A 14896-nucleotide genomic window follows, 5' to 3' on the forward strand; every position below is an offset into this window, starting at 1 on the left:
GGCCCTGCTAACGCACCAACGCTGCGATCCACCGCCGACACCGCGCGGGGGTAAAATGACCAGGGGGGGTGGGGGCGCCCGCCCCCGGCGTAGGGATCAAGCCTGACCGCCCGAAGCCGGGGACGGTCGCCCTCAGCCCTCACCGCAACCACCGACAAACCCGGCCACCAACAGACCCGCCACCGACAGACCCGGGAGGGAGGACGCAGGAACCACGACCACAGGCCAGGGACGGGCGGCCAGGTTCAAGTGCCCGAGCGCGGGTAGCAGTCCTTCGAGACGGCAGCGTGAAGGGGATGAGGGACATGAAGGCACTCACCTGGCAGGGCAAGCGGGACGTACGGGTCGAGGAGGTCCCGGACCCCCGGATCGAGGAACCGACCGACGCGATCGTGAAAATCACCTCGACCGCGATCTGCGGTTCCGACCTGCACCTGTACGAGGTGCTCGGGCCGTACCTGAAGCCGGGTGACGTCCTGGGCCACGAGCCGATGGGCATCGTCGAGGAGGTCGGGTCGGAGGTGACCGGGCTCAAGCCGGGCGACCGGGTGGTGGTGCCCTTCAACATCGCCTGCGGCAGTTGCTGGATGTGCTCGCGCCAGCTCTACGCGCAGTGCGAGACCACCCAGGTCACCAGCGAGGGCAAGGGCGCGTCCCTGTTCGGCTACACCTCCCTCTACGGTTCGGTGCCGGGCGGGCAGGCCGAGTACCTGCGTGTCCCGCAGGCCCACTTCGGGCCGATCAAGATCCCGGAGACCGGCGCCGACGAGCGCTACCTCTACCTGTCCGACATTCTGCCCACCGCCTGGCAGGCGGTGAAGTACGCCGACACCCCGCCGGGCGGCACCCTGGCCGTCTTCGGTCTGGGTCCGGTCGGGCAGTTCTGCGCGCGGATCGGCCGTCACCTCGGCGCGGGCCGGGTGATCGGGCTGGACCTCGTGCCGGAGCGGCTGGAGCTGGCCCGCCGGCACGGCATCGAGGTGATCGACGTGAGCCAACTGTCCGACGTGCCGGGAGCGTTGATCGACCTGGTCGACGGCCGGGGCCCGGACGCCGTGATCGACGCGGTCGGGATGGAGGCGCACGGGTCGCCGGTAGGCAAGCTTGCCCACACCGCCGTCGGCCTGCTGCCGGACAAGCTGGCCCAGACGATGACCGACCGGGCCGGCGTGGACCGGCTGTCCGTCCTGCACGCCGCGCTCAAGGGGGTTCGCCGCGGCGGCACCGTGTCGCTCTCCGGGGTGTACGGCGGCGAGGCGGACCCGATGCCGCTGATGGAGATGTTCGACCGGGGCATCCAGTTGCGGATGGGGCAGTGTCACGTGCGTCGGTGGACCGACGAGATCCTGCCGCTGCTCTCCGGCGACGACGACCCATTGGGCGTGGAGGACCTGCGTACCCACCGGATGCCGCTGGCTCGGGCGCCGCAGGCGTACGAGATGTTCCAGAAGAAGGAGGACGGCTGCATCAAGGTCGTGCTCGAACCATGAGTGCGAGAGTGCCGTGAGCCGGGTGGTCGTGATCGTTGGCGCGAGCAGCGGGATCGGCCGGGCGACGGCCCGGGCGTTCGCCGAGCGCGGCGACCGCCTGGTCCTCGCCGCCCGCGCCACCACGACCCTGGCCGAGGTACGCGCTGAGTGCGCCGACGTCGACGTGCTGACAGTGCCGACCGACGTGACCGAGCCGGACGCGCTGGACGCGCTCGCGGAGGCCGCGATCGACCGCTTCGGCCGTGTCGACGTGTGGGTGCACACGGCGGCGGTGATGGCCTACGGTCGCTTCGACGAGTTGCCGCAACGGGTCTTCGACCAGGTGGTACGGACCGACCTGCTCGGCGCGGCCGGCTCGGTGCGGGTGGCGCTGCGGCACTTCCGGGCCACCGGGGCCGGCACGGTGATCCTCACCGGTTCGGTGCTCGGGCACATCACCGCGCCGTACATGGGCGCGTACGTGGCGAGCAAGTGGGGGTTGCAGGGTCTGGCCCGGACGGTGCAGCAGGAGTTGCGCGACAGCCCGGCGATCCGGCTGTGCCTGGTCAACCCGGGCAGTGTGGACACACCGGTGTACCAGCAGGCGGCCAACTACCTGGGCCGCATCGGGCGACCTCCGCCGCCGGTGGCCGGGCCGCAGCGGGTGGCCCGGGCCATCGTGCACTGTGTGGACCGACCCCGCCGGGAGGTGTCGGTGGGCAGGCTCAACGTGGTGCTGCGGGCCGGGTTCACCGTGCTGCCAGGGGTCTACGACGTCCTCGTCGGGCCGTTGATGCGCGCGGCCGGCCTGAGTGGACGGTCGGTCGCCGCGCACGACGGCTCGGTCTTCACCGCGAACCCGGCCGGCGAGGCGGTACGCGGTGGTCACCTGCCCGACCTGCGGCAACTCGTGTCCGGGCCGGTGGGCGCGGTGGGCGCCGCGCTGCGCCGACGGTTCGGCTGACCTGTTCGGGACTGTTCGGGACACATTCGGGGGCGTCGTGCATCGATCAACTCGCCTAGGGTGGTGGGCCAGCAAGCGCTCAGGCACACCACGATCGGGGAGACGATTCACCATGCGACTGAACCGCAGAACGGCACTCGGACTGGGCACTGTGGCCACCGCCGGCACCGTGCTGGGCGCCGCCGCCCCGGCGAGCGCAGCCGAGACCACCGAGGCGTCGCCGACCACCCCCGCTCGGGCCGCCCGTCGGGTCGCCTCCGCCTTCGCCAAGCACAGCGCCGAGGCCGGCGGCAACTGGCAGGCGTACGTCAGCGTCGCCGACCCGGCCGGTGCGCCGGTGGTAGCGGTCGAGACTGACGCGGACCGGCGGATCGAGGCGTACAGCGTCAACAAGATCGCCGTCGCCACGGCGGTGCTCGACAAGGTCGACAGGGGGCTACTCACCCTGGACCAGCAGGTCGAGGTGAGCGCGGCGATCGTCGTACCGGGCGGCGACGGCATCTTCAGCCTGGACGGCGCGTACCCCAGCCTGGTCACCATCGGGCACGTGCTGGCCAACCTGCTGACCGTCTCGGACGACACGGCGGTGCGGCTGTGCGGGCTGGTCGCCCCCGCCGCCGAGATCAACTCCATCCTGGTCGCCAAGGGCTTCCCGAACACCCAGGTCCAGCCGGTGGCCAACCCGAACCGGTTCTTCCTCGGCACCAGCACCCCCCGGGAGACGCACGACCTGCTGCGCGCCCTGGTCGCCGGCACGCTGCTCTCCCCCGCCTCCACGACGTACCTGTTGGGCCTCCTGCGTTCCCCGGTGGCGTTCACCGACGGCATCCGGCGCACCATGTCCTCCGACGAGCGGGCCCGGGTCGCCACCAAGGCCGGCTGGTACGCCGACGCCCGGCACGAGGCTGGTGTGATCTTCGACCGCTCCGGCGCGGCGGTGCTCACCTACGCCCTCTTCGCCGACGGGCAGGCCAACCCGGAGGACTTCGGCGCGACCCACCCGGCGGTGCAGGCCCGCGCCGCCATGGGCCCGAAGTTCCTGGCGGCGGTGGACCGTATCGCGGGCGTGGGCACGACGTTCCGGATCACTGCCCGGCGCCCCAGCAACGGCGGCTGAGCACGCTCTGAACCTCGTCCCGGGTTGGTCGCCGCTGCCGGCGGCCGACCCGGCGTGGCGACCACCGAGGCACGGTTCGGTCCGGGTGACTACCGTGTAGGGCGGACACGTCGGAGGGACGGCAATGGCACGAGCGCAGAACACGGACGTCGAACGGTCGCTCGGGCGGCGGATGCGAGGCGCCGCCGGCCTGGCCGCGCTGGCCGGCCTGGCCTGGGTCGCCCGGGATGTGCCGGCGGCCCTGGGTGGCCGGCTCAGCGGGGCACGGGCCGAACGGGCGGCCCGCTCGCCGCAGTTCCGGGAGGGCACCTTCCACAACCGGGCCGGCACCCGCACGATGGTCGCCGAGCCGGGGCGCAACCTGGTCCGCGAGCTGATCTTCGGCAAGCAGAAGCGGCGTCCGACCGCGGCCGTCCCGCTGCTGCGACCCAGCGCCGACGGGCCGGAGGCCGCCGACGAGCTCAACATCGTCTGGTACGGCCACGCCTCGACGCTGATCGAGATCGAGGGCCGGCGGGTGCTGCTCGACCCGGTCTGGAGCGAGCGGTGCTCCCCCTCGGGTCTGGTCGGCCCACGCCGGCTGCACGAGCCGCCGGTGGGCATCGACGAGCTGCCCCCGCTGGACGCCATCCTGATCTCGCACGACCACTACGACCACCTCGACATGGCCACCGTGCGGGCGCTGCTCGCCGGGCAGTCCGCGCCGTTCCTGGTGCCGCTCGGAGTGGGCGCGCACCTGGACCGCTGGGGCGTACCCGCCGAACGGATCATCGAGCTGGACTGGTCCGAGTCGCACCGGGTGGCCGGCCTGGAGATCACCGCCACCGCCGCCCAGCACTTCTCCGGACGCGGGCTGCGCCGCGACGGCACGCTCTGGAGTTCGTGGGTGGTGGCCGGGGCGCGCCGCAAGGTCTTCTACACCGGCGACTCCGGTTACTTCGACGGGTACGCCGAGATCGGCGCCGAGCACGGGCCGTTCGACGTGACGCTGATGCAGATCGGCGCGTACGACCGGGCCTGGCCGACGATCCACATGTTCCCGGAGGAGGCGGTCAGCGCCCACATCGACCTGCGCGGCGGGCTGTTCGTGCCGGTGCACTGGGCGACCTTCAACCTGGCCCTGCACGACTGGTCCGAGCCGGTCGACCGGCTGTGGGCCGAGGCGAAGGCCCGCGACGTGCGACTCGCCGTGCCCCGCCCCGGCGAGCGGGTCGTCGTCGACGAGCCGCCCGCCGTCGACGGGTGGTGGCAGGCCGTCGCCTGAGGCACGCCACAGCAGGCCGTCGCCTGAGGTAGGCCGTCGCAGGCATCGCCTGTGGCGGCCGTCGGGTCAGAGCACGAACGCGTCGGTCCAGAGCGCGCCGGACCGGCCGGAGAGCGCGTCGAGCATGGCCACCGCCTGACCGTCGGTGAGTTGCGCGACGAAATCGACGATGGCCCGGCCCCGGGCGCGACCGATCCGGTCCGGGGTACGCGGGTGCAGCTCCGCCTCGGCCAGCTCGACCAGGTCGTGCAACCGGCGGGGCAGCCGGGACTCCTCCTCCGGGTCGAGCAGCCACTCCCAGAGAGCCTCGACCAGGGTGCCCAGCAGCCGGGCCTGGCCGCGCTGGTGCAGGGCGAGGTCCGGGCGGGCCAGCACGAACCGGTGGTGGACGAACTTGAGCACCTGCACCTCGTGCCACTGGGCGCAGCCCAGCAGCACGTGCCCGGAGCGCACCGACGGCTGTTCGGTGACCGTGATCGCCTCGACGAAGCGGGTTGACCAGCGGGCGGAGAACCGGGCCACGTACTGCTCGGCCTCGATCGAGCCGTCGAACGGCATCGCGAGCAGCCCGTCCACCAACTCCTCGCGGACGTGCTCGACGGCGGCCGCGAACGCGTCGTCGTCGGCGATCCAGGCGTCCTTGCGGTGCAGTTGCCGGCGTAGCCGCTCGATCGCCGCACCGGGTCGCCGGGCAGCCGTGGCCAGCGCCGCGTCGGTGATCGCCCGCAGCTGCCCGCTCTCGCGCTGCCAGGCCATCAACTCCGCGGAGACCGAACCCTGCTGGAGCACCCCGACCCGGTAGAAGTCCTCCACGTCGTGGATGGCGTACGCGATGTCGTCGGCGGTGTCCATCACGGACGCCTCGACGGTCTGCTGCCAGTCCGGGATGCGACCGGCGAACGGTGCCCGGGCCTGCCGCAGGTCGTCCAGCTCGGTCCGGTACGCGCCGAACTTCGACGACCCGCTCTCCGGGTCGTCCGGCGGCGGGGTGGCGCCGCGCGGCGGAGGGTCCATGGTGCGCGGGTGCGGGTCGGGATGGTCCAGGCGGGTCCACGGGTACTTCAGCATCGCCGCGCGGACCGCAGCGGTCAGGTCCAACCCGGTGGTGGCCGCGCCCCGGATCTCGGTGCTGGTGACGATGCGGTACGACTGCGCGTTGCCCTCGAAACCGTCGGAGAGGCCGAGACGCTGGCGGGCCAGCCGGTCCAGCACCCGCTCCCCCAGGTGCCCGAACGGCGGGTGGCCGAGGTCGTGGGCGAGCGCCGCCGCCTCCACCACGTCGGGGTCGCAGCCGCCGAGCTTGTCCAGCAGGTCACGCCACCGTTCGTCGGCTCCCAACCGCTCGGCGACAGCCCGGGCCACCTGGGCGACCTTGAGGCTGTGGGTGAGCCGGTTGTGCACCAGCAGCCCGGAGCCGACCGGGCTGATCACCTGGGTGACACCACCGAGGCGGGCAAAGAACGGCGAGCCGACGATCCGGTCCCGGTCGGCACGGAACGGGTTGGCCGTGAGGTCGCCGAGGGCCCGGGCGCTGCCGCCGAAGAGCCGCCGGGCGCGCGGCTCCGCAGCAGATTCCATGATCGCAACGCTAGCGCAGGCCCGACGGGACCGCCGCCGGTCACCCCGGCCGGGCGCTGCGGTTCGGTCTGCCGCCCCGGCCGGGCGCGGCGACAGCGACCGGGGCCGCCCGGCAGAATGCAACCGGTACCCACTCCCGAAGGCGGATCGAGATCGTGGCCCAGTCTGTTCATCAGCGGATCGCCGACGAGCTCGGCGTGGCCGAGCGTCAGGTGCGGGCGGCCGTGGAGCTGCTCGACGGCGGCTCCAGCGTGCCGTTCATCGCCCGCTACCGCAAGGAGGCCACCGGCCTGCTCGACGACACCCAGCTGCGCACCCTGGAGGAGCGGCTGCGCTACCTGCGCGAGCTGGACGAGCGGCGGGCCGCGGTGCTGGAGTCGATCCGCACCCAGGGCAAGCTCGACGAGGCCCTGGAAGCGCAGATCATGGCCGCCGACTCGAAGTCCCGGCTGGAGGACATCTACCTCCCGTACAAGCCGAAGCGGCGGACCCGGGCGCAGATCGCCCGCGAGGCCGGGTTGGCCCCGTTGGCCGAGACGCTGCTGGCCGACCCGGGTCAGGACCCGAAGGCCACCGCCGCCGGGTTCGTCGACGCGGACAAGGGCGTTGCCGACGCCGCCGCCGCGCTGGAGGGCGCCCGGGCCATCCTCATCGAGACCTTCGCGGAGGACGCCGACCTGATCGGCACGCTGCGCGAGCAGATGTGGTCGCGGGGCCGGCTGGTTTCCCGGGTACGCGAGGGTCAGGAGACGGCCGGCGCCAAGTTCGCCGACTACTTCGACTTCTCCGAGCCGTACCCGAAGCTGCCCTCGCACCGGATCCTGGCGATGTTCCGGGGCGAGAAGGAGGGCGTGCTCGACCTGACCATGGAGTCGGAGGAGGCGGGCGAGGCGGACGCCGTACCGTCCGGCCCGACCCGGTACGAGGCGGCCATCGCCGGCCGGTTCGGGGTGTCCGACGCGGGCCGCCCCGCCGACCGTTGGCTGACCGACACGGTCCGCTGGGCGTGGCGTACCCGGATCCTCATCCACCTCGGCGCGGACCTGCGGATGCGGCTGTGGCAGGCGGCCGAGGAGGAGGCCGTCCGGGTCTTCGCCACCAACCTGCGGGACCTGCTGCTCGCCGCGCCGGCCGGCACCCGGCCCACGATGGGCCTGGACCCGGGCCTACGGACCGGCGTGAAGGTGGCCGTCGTGGATGCCACCGGCAAGGTGGTCGCCACCGACACGATCTATCCGCACGAGCCGCGCCGGCAGTGGGACGCGTCGGTGGAGACCCTCGCCCGCCTGGCCGGGGCGCACGGGGTGGAGCTGATCGCGATCGGCAACGGCACGGCCTCCCGCGAGACCGACAAGCTCGCCGGTGATCTGATCGCCCGACACCCGCAGCTCGGCCTGACCAAGGTGATGGTCTCCGAGGCCGGCGCGTCGGTCTACTCCGCCTCCGCGTACGCCTCCCAGGAGCTGCCCGGGATGGACGTGTCGCTGCGCGGCGCGGTCTCCATCGCCCGTCGCCTCCAGGACCCCCTCGCGGAGCTGGTCAAGATCGACCCGCGCTCGATCGGCGTCGGTCAGTACCAGCACGACCTGTCCGAGGTGAAGCTGTCCCGGTCGCTGGACGCGGTAGTGGAGGACTGCGTGAACGCGGTCGGGGTGGACGTCAACACCGCCTCCGCGCCGCTGCTGACCCGGGTCTCCGGAATCGGCGCCGGCCTGGCCGAGAACATCGTGCTGCACCGGGACGCCAACGGGCCGTTCCGTACGCGTACCGAGTTGAAGAAGGTGGCGCGGCTCGGGCCGAAGGCGTTCGAACAGTGCGCCGGCTTCCTGCGCATCCCCGGTGGCGACGACCCGTTGGACTCCTCCAGCGTGCACCCTGAGGCGTACCCGGTGGTGCGCCGCATCCTCTCCACCACGGGGCAGGACCTGCGCTCGGTGATCGGCAAGAGCGGCATCCTGCGCGGGCTGCGGGCCACCGACTTCGTCGACGACCGGTTCGGCCTCCCCACCGTCACCGACATCCTCGCCGAGTTGGAGAAGCCGGGCCGGGATCCCCGCCCGGAGTTCCGCACCGCCACCTTCGTCGAGGGGGTGGAGAAGATCAGCGACCTGACGACGGGGATGGTGCTGGAGGGCGTGGTCACCAACGTGGCCGCGTTCGGCGCGTTCGTCGACGTCGGGGTTCACCAGGACGGTCTGGTGCACGTCTCGGCGATGTCCCGGACCTTCGTGAAGGACCCCCGCGAGGTGGTGAAGTCCGGCGACGTGGTCAAGGTCCGGGTGCTCGACGTGGACGTACCCCGCAAGCGGATCTCGCTGACCCTGCGCCTGGACGACGAACCCGCCGCCGGTGGTGGCGGCGGTGGTGGTCGGGCGGGCCAGGAGGGGCGTGGCGGCCCGGCGCAGCGCGCGCCGCAGGGCGGTCGAGGCAGCGGCCAGGCCGGTCGCGAAGGCCAGGCCGGTCGCGGCGGCGGGCAGGGTGCTCGCGGTGGGCAGGACAGTCGCGGCGGTCGAGGCAGCGGCCAGGCCGGTCGCGGCGGGCAGCAAAGGCAGGGCGCAGCGGCGCCGGCAAACGACGCGATGGCGGAAGCCCTGCGCCGCGCCGGCCTGGCCTGACCGCTCAACACGTGAACCCCCGCGCCACCCCGCGCCACCCCGCGCCGATCTTGCACTTTCTGTCCCGACATAGCTGGCATCCCGCCTATTGCGACGACCGAAATTGCAAGATCGGCGCAGGCGTTGCGCCCCCCGGGCGCAGCGGGGAATTCGTTTCGCTCTGCTGGCCGTCCTCGACTGAGTCTGGTCGCGTACCGTGGCTGCCGTGGCAGGCGACGACCAGGACTGGCGGGACCAACGGGAGCGGGCGGTGCGGGCGCACGCCGACGCGGACGCTCGGGCCCGGGCCGCCGAGCAGGCCACGGCGGCGACGCTGGTGACACGCTTCGCGACCGAGGCGACCGAGCGCGGGCTGCGTCCGGTGCGGCTCACCGCGACCTCCTACGACGGCCGGCACCGCTACCGCACCAACCTCACCGGGTGGTACGTCGATCGGGCCCGCACCCGGGCGGTCGACACCCAGGGGCGCTTCTATCTGCTGACCGTGCCGGCCAGCCTGCGTTCACTGGCGCTCGGCGCGGCGCCCGAGCCGTCCCCGCCACCGCTGGTGATCGGCCGGGGTGGCCGCGACGGCGAGTCCATGCCGCTGGAGGCGTTGCTGAGCCAGCGCCTCGCGGCGGGCGACGACTGACGCTGACCCGGACCCGGGGTCAGCGCCGCCGGTGGCTTTCCACCGCCTCGCACAGCGCCCGCTCGACCCGCTCGGCACCGGCGGCGACGGAGAAGACCCGGTCGTAGTGCGCCTGTCCGGCCTGGCCGAGCAGCTCAAGCTTCTCCCGGCCCAGGTCGCAGAGTTCCCGCAGGGCGTCGGCGATCGAGTCGGGGTCCCCCGGGCGGGCGGTGATACCCGCACCGCTGTCCCGCGCGACAGCGGCGGCGTCCCCCTCCGCGGCGACCAGCAGGGCCCGACCGGCGGCGAGGGTGGCCTGCACCTTGCTCGGCATCGTGTACGCGGACATGCCGCCCGGTCGCAGGCTCACGTAGTGCGCGTCGCCGGTGGCCATGAGGGCGGGCATCCGCTCCCGGGGCACCCGCCCGAGGAAACGCACGTGTGTCGCGTTCGCCTCCTCGGCCCGGCGGCGTAGCCGCTCCTCCGTGGTGCCGGAGCCGGCGATCAGGCAGACCAGCCGCGGGTCGCGGATCCGGGCGCAGGCGTCGATGAGCGAGTCGAGCCCCTGCGCCTCGCCGAGCGTGCCGGCGTACACCAGCACCACCTGGTCCTCACGGAGCCCGAGTTCGGCGCGTAGGTCCGCGACGCCGGTACGCGGTGTCTCGTCGGCCCAGACCGGGATGTGGACGAGCTTCTCCCGGGGCACGCCTCGGCTGGCGAGCAGGTCCGCGGCGCCGGGCGAGACGTACGCGACCCGGCCGGCGCTGCGGTACATCCCACCGCACCAGCTGGCCATTCCCCGCTCGATCATCCGCGAGACCCGGTCGGTGCCGATGAAGCCGCTGGCCACCGCGCTGTCGGGCCACAGGTCCAGGACGTGCAGGAGCACCGGCACCCGCTGCACGTACCGGGTGAACCACATCGGCAGGGCGACGCTGATCGGTGAGTTGCCGACCCAGAGGGCGTCCAGGCCGCGCAGCGCCGGCGTGCCGGAGAGCAGCGCGGAGGCGGCGAAGGAGCCGTAGTTCGCCATCCGTCGCAGCGCGGAGCGGTCATGGCTGGGATAGAGGGCCACCCGACGGATCCGGGTCGTGCCGTCGACCTCGTCGAGGCGGCGGGTCACCCGGTAGCCGGGCGCCAACTCGCCGGTCGGGTAGTTGGGGAAGCCGGTGAGGACCTGGACCTCGTGCCCTCGGCGGGCGAGGGCCCGGGCGAGCATCCCGGGGAGCGCGGCGGCGCCCGGCTCCGGGTCGAACCACTGGGTGAGCAGACCGATCCGCATCGGCCTCACCTCGCCGCTGAGCCGGCGACAGGGCGCGCGGACTGCTCGCCATCGGCCTGCCACAGCGTGGTCAGCGACTCACCGAGGTCGTACGCGGGCGCCCACCCGAGCACCCGGTTCGCGCGCTCGATGTCGGCGCACATCCAGGGCACCGCGGCTGAGCGGCTGGCGTCCGGCGCGAAGCTGCCGTCGCGGATCTCGCCGGTGAAGCCGGACACCTCGGCCAGCAGCTGCACGACCTCGCGCGTCGCCACCGCCTTTCCGCTGCCCACGTTGAAGACCCGCGCGGGCCCCGGCCGGGAGCGCGCCGCCGCGAGGACCGCCGTGGCGACGTCCCGCACGTCGACGAAGTCCCGGTACGTGTCGTGCAGGCCCACGGCGATCTCCTCCATTCCGGTGGCGACCGCCGACCTCACCATCGCGGTCACCCGAGTGAGTACGTTCCCCGGTGGCATTCCCGGCCCGACCGGGTTGAAGATCCGCAACACCATCGTGTCGAGGCGGCCGGCCCCACCGGCCAGTTCCGCCAGCCGGGTGGCGGCCAGGTGGCTGAGCCCGTACTCGCTGACGGGTGTGCCCGGGTAGTCCTCGTCGACGGCGAGACCGTGCGGCACGGTGCCGTACTCAGCGGCCGAGCCGATCCGGATCAGGCGGGCTCCGGGGGCGGCGGCGGCCACCGCCTCGATCAGTTTCGCGGTCGCGACGACGTGCGCCTGCACGAAGTCGTACCCGGAGCCGACGATCCGCCCGGCCGCCGTCACCACCACGTCCGGTCGTTCCCGGGCGACCAGCGCGGTCAGGTCCCGCAGCTCGACCCGGACCAGGTCACACTCCGCGCGGGTGATCGACCGGACGGTGGTGTGGGCGGCCAGCGCCGTCCGGATGTGTCGGCCGAGGAATCCACCGGCGCCCAGGAGCAGGACCCGGTTCATCGCCGGTGGGCGGCGTCGTGTTCGGCGGTCGCCTGCGAGGGCGCGTTGCCGGTGAACTCGTGCCAGGTGGCCGCGCCCGGCGCGGAGATTCCCTGGCGGCTGAGCACCACCCATATGGTGGCCAGGACGATCCGCAGGTCCAGCAGGAACGAGCGGCGGTCGACGTACTCGACGTCGTAGGTGAACTTCGCGTCCCAGTCCAGCGCGTTGCGGCCACGCACCTGGGCCAGCCCGGTGATGCCCGGCCGCACGTCGTGCCGGCGGGCCTGTTCCGGGTTGTAGAGGCTGAGGTAGCGGACGAGGTGCGGGCGGGGACCGACCACGCTCATCTCGCCCCGCAGCACGTTCCAGAACTCCGGCAGCTCGTCGAGGCTGCTGGCCCGCAACCAGCGGCCCACCCGGGTCAGGCGATCCGCGTCGCTCACCAGCCCTCGGTCCGGGTCGGGATGGCGCATCGTCCGGAACTTGACCACCTCGAACAGCTTGCCGTGCAGCCCGGGGCGGGTGTGCCGGAACAGCACCGGACGCCCGTGCGTCACCAGCACGACCAGTGCCACCAGCGCCAGCACGGGAGCGCCGAGCACCAGAACGAGAAGAGCGCCGAGGACGTCGAGAAGCCGCTTCCAACGATCATAGGGTCGCCGTGTCGCAGTGCCTTCCCGAAGTGTTTCCCGACCGGTCGTCAGGTCGGAAGCACCGGGGCGCGGGTGCGCCGCGTGGAGAGCAACTTTTGGCATGGAGTACGCATACCACCTTTCCAGAAGGCCAACTCCGTCTTTAGCGCTAACGACTTCGGCGCGCCGACAACGCGGCCCGAACGGTTATTTCGGCAACGCCGAGCCTTGTTCGCATATTTGCCGACGACCGCCATGGACAGTCGAACGCGACTCCAATTCCGTTTAGCGGAAGAGGTCACGGTGCCACTTATCCGCGCGTAGGGTCGCGTTCGATGAGAATCCGATTCCCGTGGATGGCCTCCCGGGAAACAGGCAGGAGAAGATGTGGTTTCCTCGCTTTCGGACCGGCGATTCCTGATCACCGGTGGCACCGGATCCTTCGGCCAGACGATGGTCTCCCGACTGCTCGACGCCGGGGCGGCCGAGGTGCGCGTACTCAGCCGTGACGAGTCGAAACAGGACGCGATGCGGCACCGCCTCGGCGACGACCGGGTCCGCTACTACGTCGGTGACGTCCGGGACTACGACAGTGTGCTCAAGGCCGCGCGGGGAATGGAGTTCGTCTTTCACGCAGCGGCTCTCAAGCAGGTCCCCTCGTGCGAGTTCTTTCCGCTGGAGGCCGTACGGACCAATGTGCTCGGCAGCGCGAACGTGGTGGACGCCTGTGAGCGGGTCGGCGTCGAGGCGCTGGTGCTGCTGAGCACCGACAAGGCCGTCTATCCGGTCAACGCGATGGGCATGACCAAGGCCCTCATGGAGAAGGTCGCGCAGGCGCACTCCCGCAACAATCCCGAAGCTCGTACCCGGGTCTGCTGCGTGCGCTACGGCAACGTCATGTACTCGCGCGGATCGGTGATCCCGCTGTTCATCGAGCAGATCCTGCGGGGCGGGCTGCCGACGGTCACCGAGCCGTCGATGACCCGCTTCCTGATGTCCCTGCCCCAGTCGGTCGACCTGGTCGAGCACGCATTCCGGCACGGCCAGCCGGGTGACGTCTTCATTCGCAAGGCCGACGCCTGCACCATCGGCGATCTGGCCACCGCGCTGTGCAACCTGTTCCGGGTCCCGGCGAAGTTCAACGTGCTCGGCATCCGGCACGGGGAGAAGCTGTACGAGACCCTGGCCAGCCGCGAGGAGCTCGCCCACGTCGAGGATCTCGGCGAGTTCCTCCGGGTGCCGGTGGACAGCCGCGACCTCAACTACTCCCTCTACTTCGAGGAGGGCGACGTCGAGAGCGGCAACATGGCCGACTTCCACTCGCACAACGCCCGGCGACTGTCCGTACCGGAGATCGAGGCGCTGCTGCTGACGCTGCCCGAGGTGCGGGCACAGGTCGAGGCCGCGGCGGCGGCGGTCGTAACGGCATGAGCACCCATACCGGTGGCCGGCGACCGGAACTGGTCCCCCGCCGCCGCAGCGGCCCCGGCGCGGAGGAACCGCGCCCGGCGCGACGGGTCCTCGTCGTCGGCGTCACCGGCATGCTCGGTCACGCGGTCATCCGCGAGCTCAGCGACGATCCGGACCTCGACGTGCACGGTGTCGCCCGGAGCATCGAGGACCGCGCGGGGTGGTACCCCCAGCGCCTGCTCGACCGGATCACCACGGCCGTCGACGCGACCCGCTTCGGCCAGGTCAGGCAGCTCATCGACGACCTGCGACCGGACGTCGTGGTCAACTGTGTGGGTGTGATCAAACAACGACCGGACGTGCAGGACGCCGTGCAGACGGTCACCCTCAACGCGCTCTTTCCCCACCTGCTCGCCGACGCCTGCGGGCAGCTCGGCAGCCGCCTGATCCACGTCAGCACCGACTGCGTCTTCTCCGGTCGGCGGGGCGGCTACGTCGAGGACGACCTGCCGGACCCACCCGACCTGTACGGGCGGTCCAAGCTCCTGGGTGAGGCGCGCGGGGTGTCCGCGCTCACCCTCCGTACGTCGATCATCGGGCACGAACTGGTCACGAACCGCTCGCTGGTGGACTGGTTCCTCTCCCAGCGGGGGCAGGTACGCGGCTTCACCCGGGCCATCTACAGCGGCGTGACGACAGTCGAGTTCGCCCGACTGCTCCGTACGGTGATCCTGCCCCAGGCGGGGCTGACCGGGCTCTATCACGTGGCCGCCGAGCCGATCTCCAAGTACGACCTGCTCCGCCTGATCGCCGAGGTGTACGGGTGGCCCGGCGACATCATGCCGGACGACGAGTTCACCTGCGACAGGTCGATGAACGCGGACGCCCTCGCCCAGGCCACCGGCTACCGGCCACCGAGCTGGCCGGACATGATCCGGGCGATGCACGCCGCCAGGGACCGCTGGGCTGTCGAACCGACCCAACCGGGTCTACAGGACGTGCCTCGCTGAGAGCGGTCCACCCGACGACCGCCGGCAACGC

The 14896-nt window shown here is 72.1% G+C and carries 12 protein-coding genes; 8 read left to right on the forward strand and 4 right to left on the reverse strand.

Annotated features, from left to right (window positions below; genetic code table 11):
• Positions 1-305 precede the first annotated feature (305 nt).
• From AB0B48_RS12460 to AB0B48_RS12475, 4 genes are all read left to right on the forward strand, one after another.
• Complete coding sequence (locus AB0B48_RS12460) at positions 306-1490, forward strand: zinc-dependent alcohol dehydrogenase (RefSeq protein ID WP_357199908.1); 1185 nt, start codon at positions 306-308, stop codon at positions 1488-1490.
• Between the two features lie 13 nt (positions 1491-1503).
• Positions 1504-2433, forward strand: a complete 930-nt coding sequence (locus AB0B48_RS12465; RefSeq protein WP_357199840.1) for an SDR family NAD(P)-dependent oxidoreductase — start codon at positions 1504-1506, stop codon at positions 2431-2433.
• A 112-nt stretch (positions 2434-2545) separates the two neighbouring features.
• Positions 2546-3550, forward strand: coding sequence for a serine hydrolase (locus tag AB0B48_RS12470; RefSeq protein ID WP_357199843.1), 1005 nt, complete (start codon positions 2546-2548; stop codon positions 3548-3550).
• Between the two features lie 124 nt (positions 3551-3674).
• A complete protein-coding gene (locus AB0B48_RS12475) occupies positions 3675-4814 on the forward strand; it encodes an MBL fold metallo-hydrolase (protein ID WP_357199846.1) in 1140 nt (379 codons plus the stop codon).
• A 66-nt stretch (positions 4815-4880) separates the two neighbouring features.
• Here AB0B48_RS12475 and dgt read toward each other — a convergent pair whose 3' ends face one another.
• On the reverse strand, positions 4881-6392 hold the full coding sequence (gene dgt, locus AB0B48_RS12480) for a dGTP triphosphohydrolase (protein WP_357199849.1): 1512 nt from the start codon (positions 6390-6392) through the stop codon (positions 4881-4883).
• Positions 6393-6547: 155 nt separating this feature from the next.
• On the opposite strand from dgt, the gene AB0B48_RS12485 reads away from it, so the two are divergent.
• Both AB0B48_RS12485 and AB0B48_RS12490 read left to right on the forward strand, forming a co-directional pair.
• Complete coding sequence (locus tag AB0B48_RS12485; RefSeq protein WP_357199852.1) at positions 6548-9007, forward strand: Tex family protein; 2460 nt, start codon at positions 6548-6550, stop codon at positions 9005-9007.
• 205 nt (positions 9008-9212) lie between these two features.
• On the forward strand, positions 9213-9638 hold the full coding sequence (locus AB0B48_RS12490; RefSeq protein WP_357199855.1) for a hypothetical protein: 426 nt from the start codon (positions 9213-9215) through the stop codon (positions 9636-9638).
• A 19-nt stretch (positions 9639-9657) separates the two neighbouring features.
• Here AB0B48_RS12490 and AB0B48_RS12495 read toward each other — a convergent pair whose 3' ends face one another.
• Genes AB0B48_RS12495 through AB0B48_RS12505 form a run of 3 tightly spaced genes read right to left on the reverse strand, consistent with a single transcriptional unit; the run spans position 9658 to position 12415 of the window.
• Positions 9658-10899: a glycosyltransferase family 4 protein gene (locus tag AB0B48_RS12495; RefSeq protein WP_357199858.1), complete on the reverse strand. Its 1242-nt coding sequence runs from the start codon at positions 10897-10899 to the stop codon at positions 9658-9660.
• Between the two features lie 5 nt (positions 10900-10904).
• Positions 10905-11831 carry an NAD(P)-dependent oxidoreductase gene (locus AB0B48_RS12500; protein ID WP_357199861.1) on the reverse strand — a complete coding sequence of 309 codons (927 nt, stop codon included), beginning with the start codon at positions 11829-11831 and terminating at the stop codon, positions 10905-10907.
• Positions 11828-12415 (reverse strand): sugar transferase, encoded by a 588-nt coding sequence (locus tag AB0B48_RS12505; protein ID WP_357199864.1) that lies wholly within the window; start codon positions 12413-12415, stop codon positions 11828-11830. The genes AB0B48_RS12500 and AB0B48_RS12505 overlap by 4 nt, the downstream gene beginning before the upstream one ends.
• A gap of 417 nt (positions 12416-12832) precedes the next feature.
• On the opposite strand from AB0B48_RS12505, the gene AB0B48_RS12510 reads away from it, so the two are divergent.
• Together AB0B48_RS12510 and AB0B48_RS12515 are read left to right on the forward strand one after the other, a co-directional pair.
• A complete protein-coding gene (locus tag AB0B48_RS12510) occupies positions 12833-13876 on the forward strand; it encodes a polysaccharide biosynthesis protein (protein ID WP_355007152.1) in 1044 nt (347 codons plus the stop codon).
• Positions 13873-14865, forward strand: a complete 993-nt coding sequence (locus AB0B48_RS12515; protein WP_357199868.1) for an SDR family oxidoreductase — start codon at positions 13873-13875, stop codon at positions 14863-14865. The genes AB0B48_RS12510 and AB0B48_RS12515 overlap by 4 nt, the downstream gene beginning before the upstream one ends.
• The last annotated feature ends 31 nt before the right edge of the window (positions 14866-14896 follow it).

It is taken from the genome of Micromonospora sp. NPDC049089 (assembly GCF_040648775.1).
In the GTDB taxonomy this organism is placed as follows: Bacteria; Actinomycetota; Actinomycetes; order Mycobacteriales; family Micromonosporaceae; genus Micromonospora.

Bases quoted from the DNA above. Each gene is read 5' to 3' on its own strand.
- AB0B48_RS12460 (WP_357199908.1), top strand. From the start codon at position 306: ATGAAGGCACTCACCTGGCAGGGCAAGCGGGACGTACGGGTCGAGGAG.
- AB0B48_RS12470 (WP_357199843.1), top strand. From the start codon at position 2,546: ATGCGACTGAACCGCAGAACGGCACTCGGACTGGGCACTGTGGCCACC.
- AB0B48_RS12475 (WP_357199846.1), top strand. From the start codon at position 3,675: ATGGCACGAGCGCAGAACACGGACGTCGAACGGTCGCTCGGGCGGCGG.
- dgt (WP_357199849.1), bottom strand. From the start codon at position 6,392: ATGGAATCTGCTGCGGAGCCGCGCGCCCGGCGGCTCTTCGGCGGCAGC.
- AB0B48_RS12495 (WP_357199858.1), bottom strand. From the start codon at position 10,899: ATGCGGATCGGTCTGCTCACCCAGTGGTTCGACCCGGAGCCGGGCGCC.
- AB0B48_RS12500 (WP_357199861.1), bottom strand. From the start codon at position 11,831: ATGAACCGGGTCCTGCTCCTGGGCGCCGGTGGATTCCTCGGCCGACAC.
- AB0B48_RS12515 (WP_357199868.1), top strand. From the start codon at position 13,873: ATGAGCACCCATACCGGTGGCCGGCGACCGGAACTGGTCCCCCGCCGC.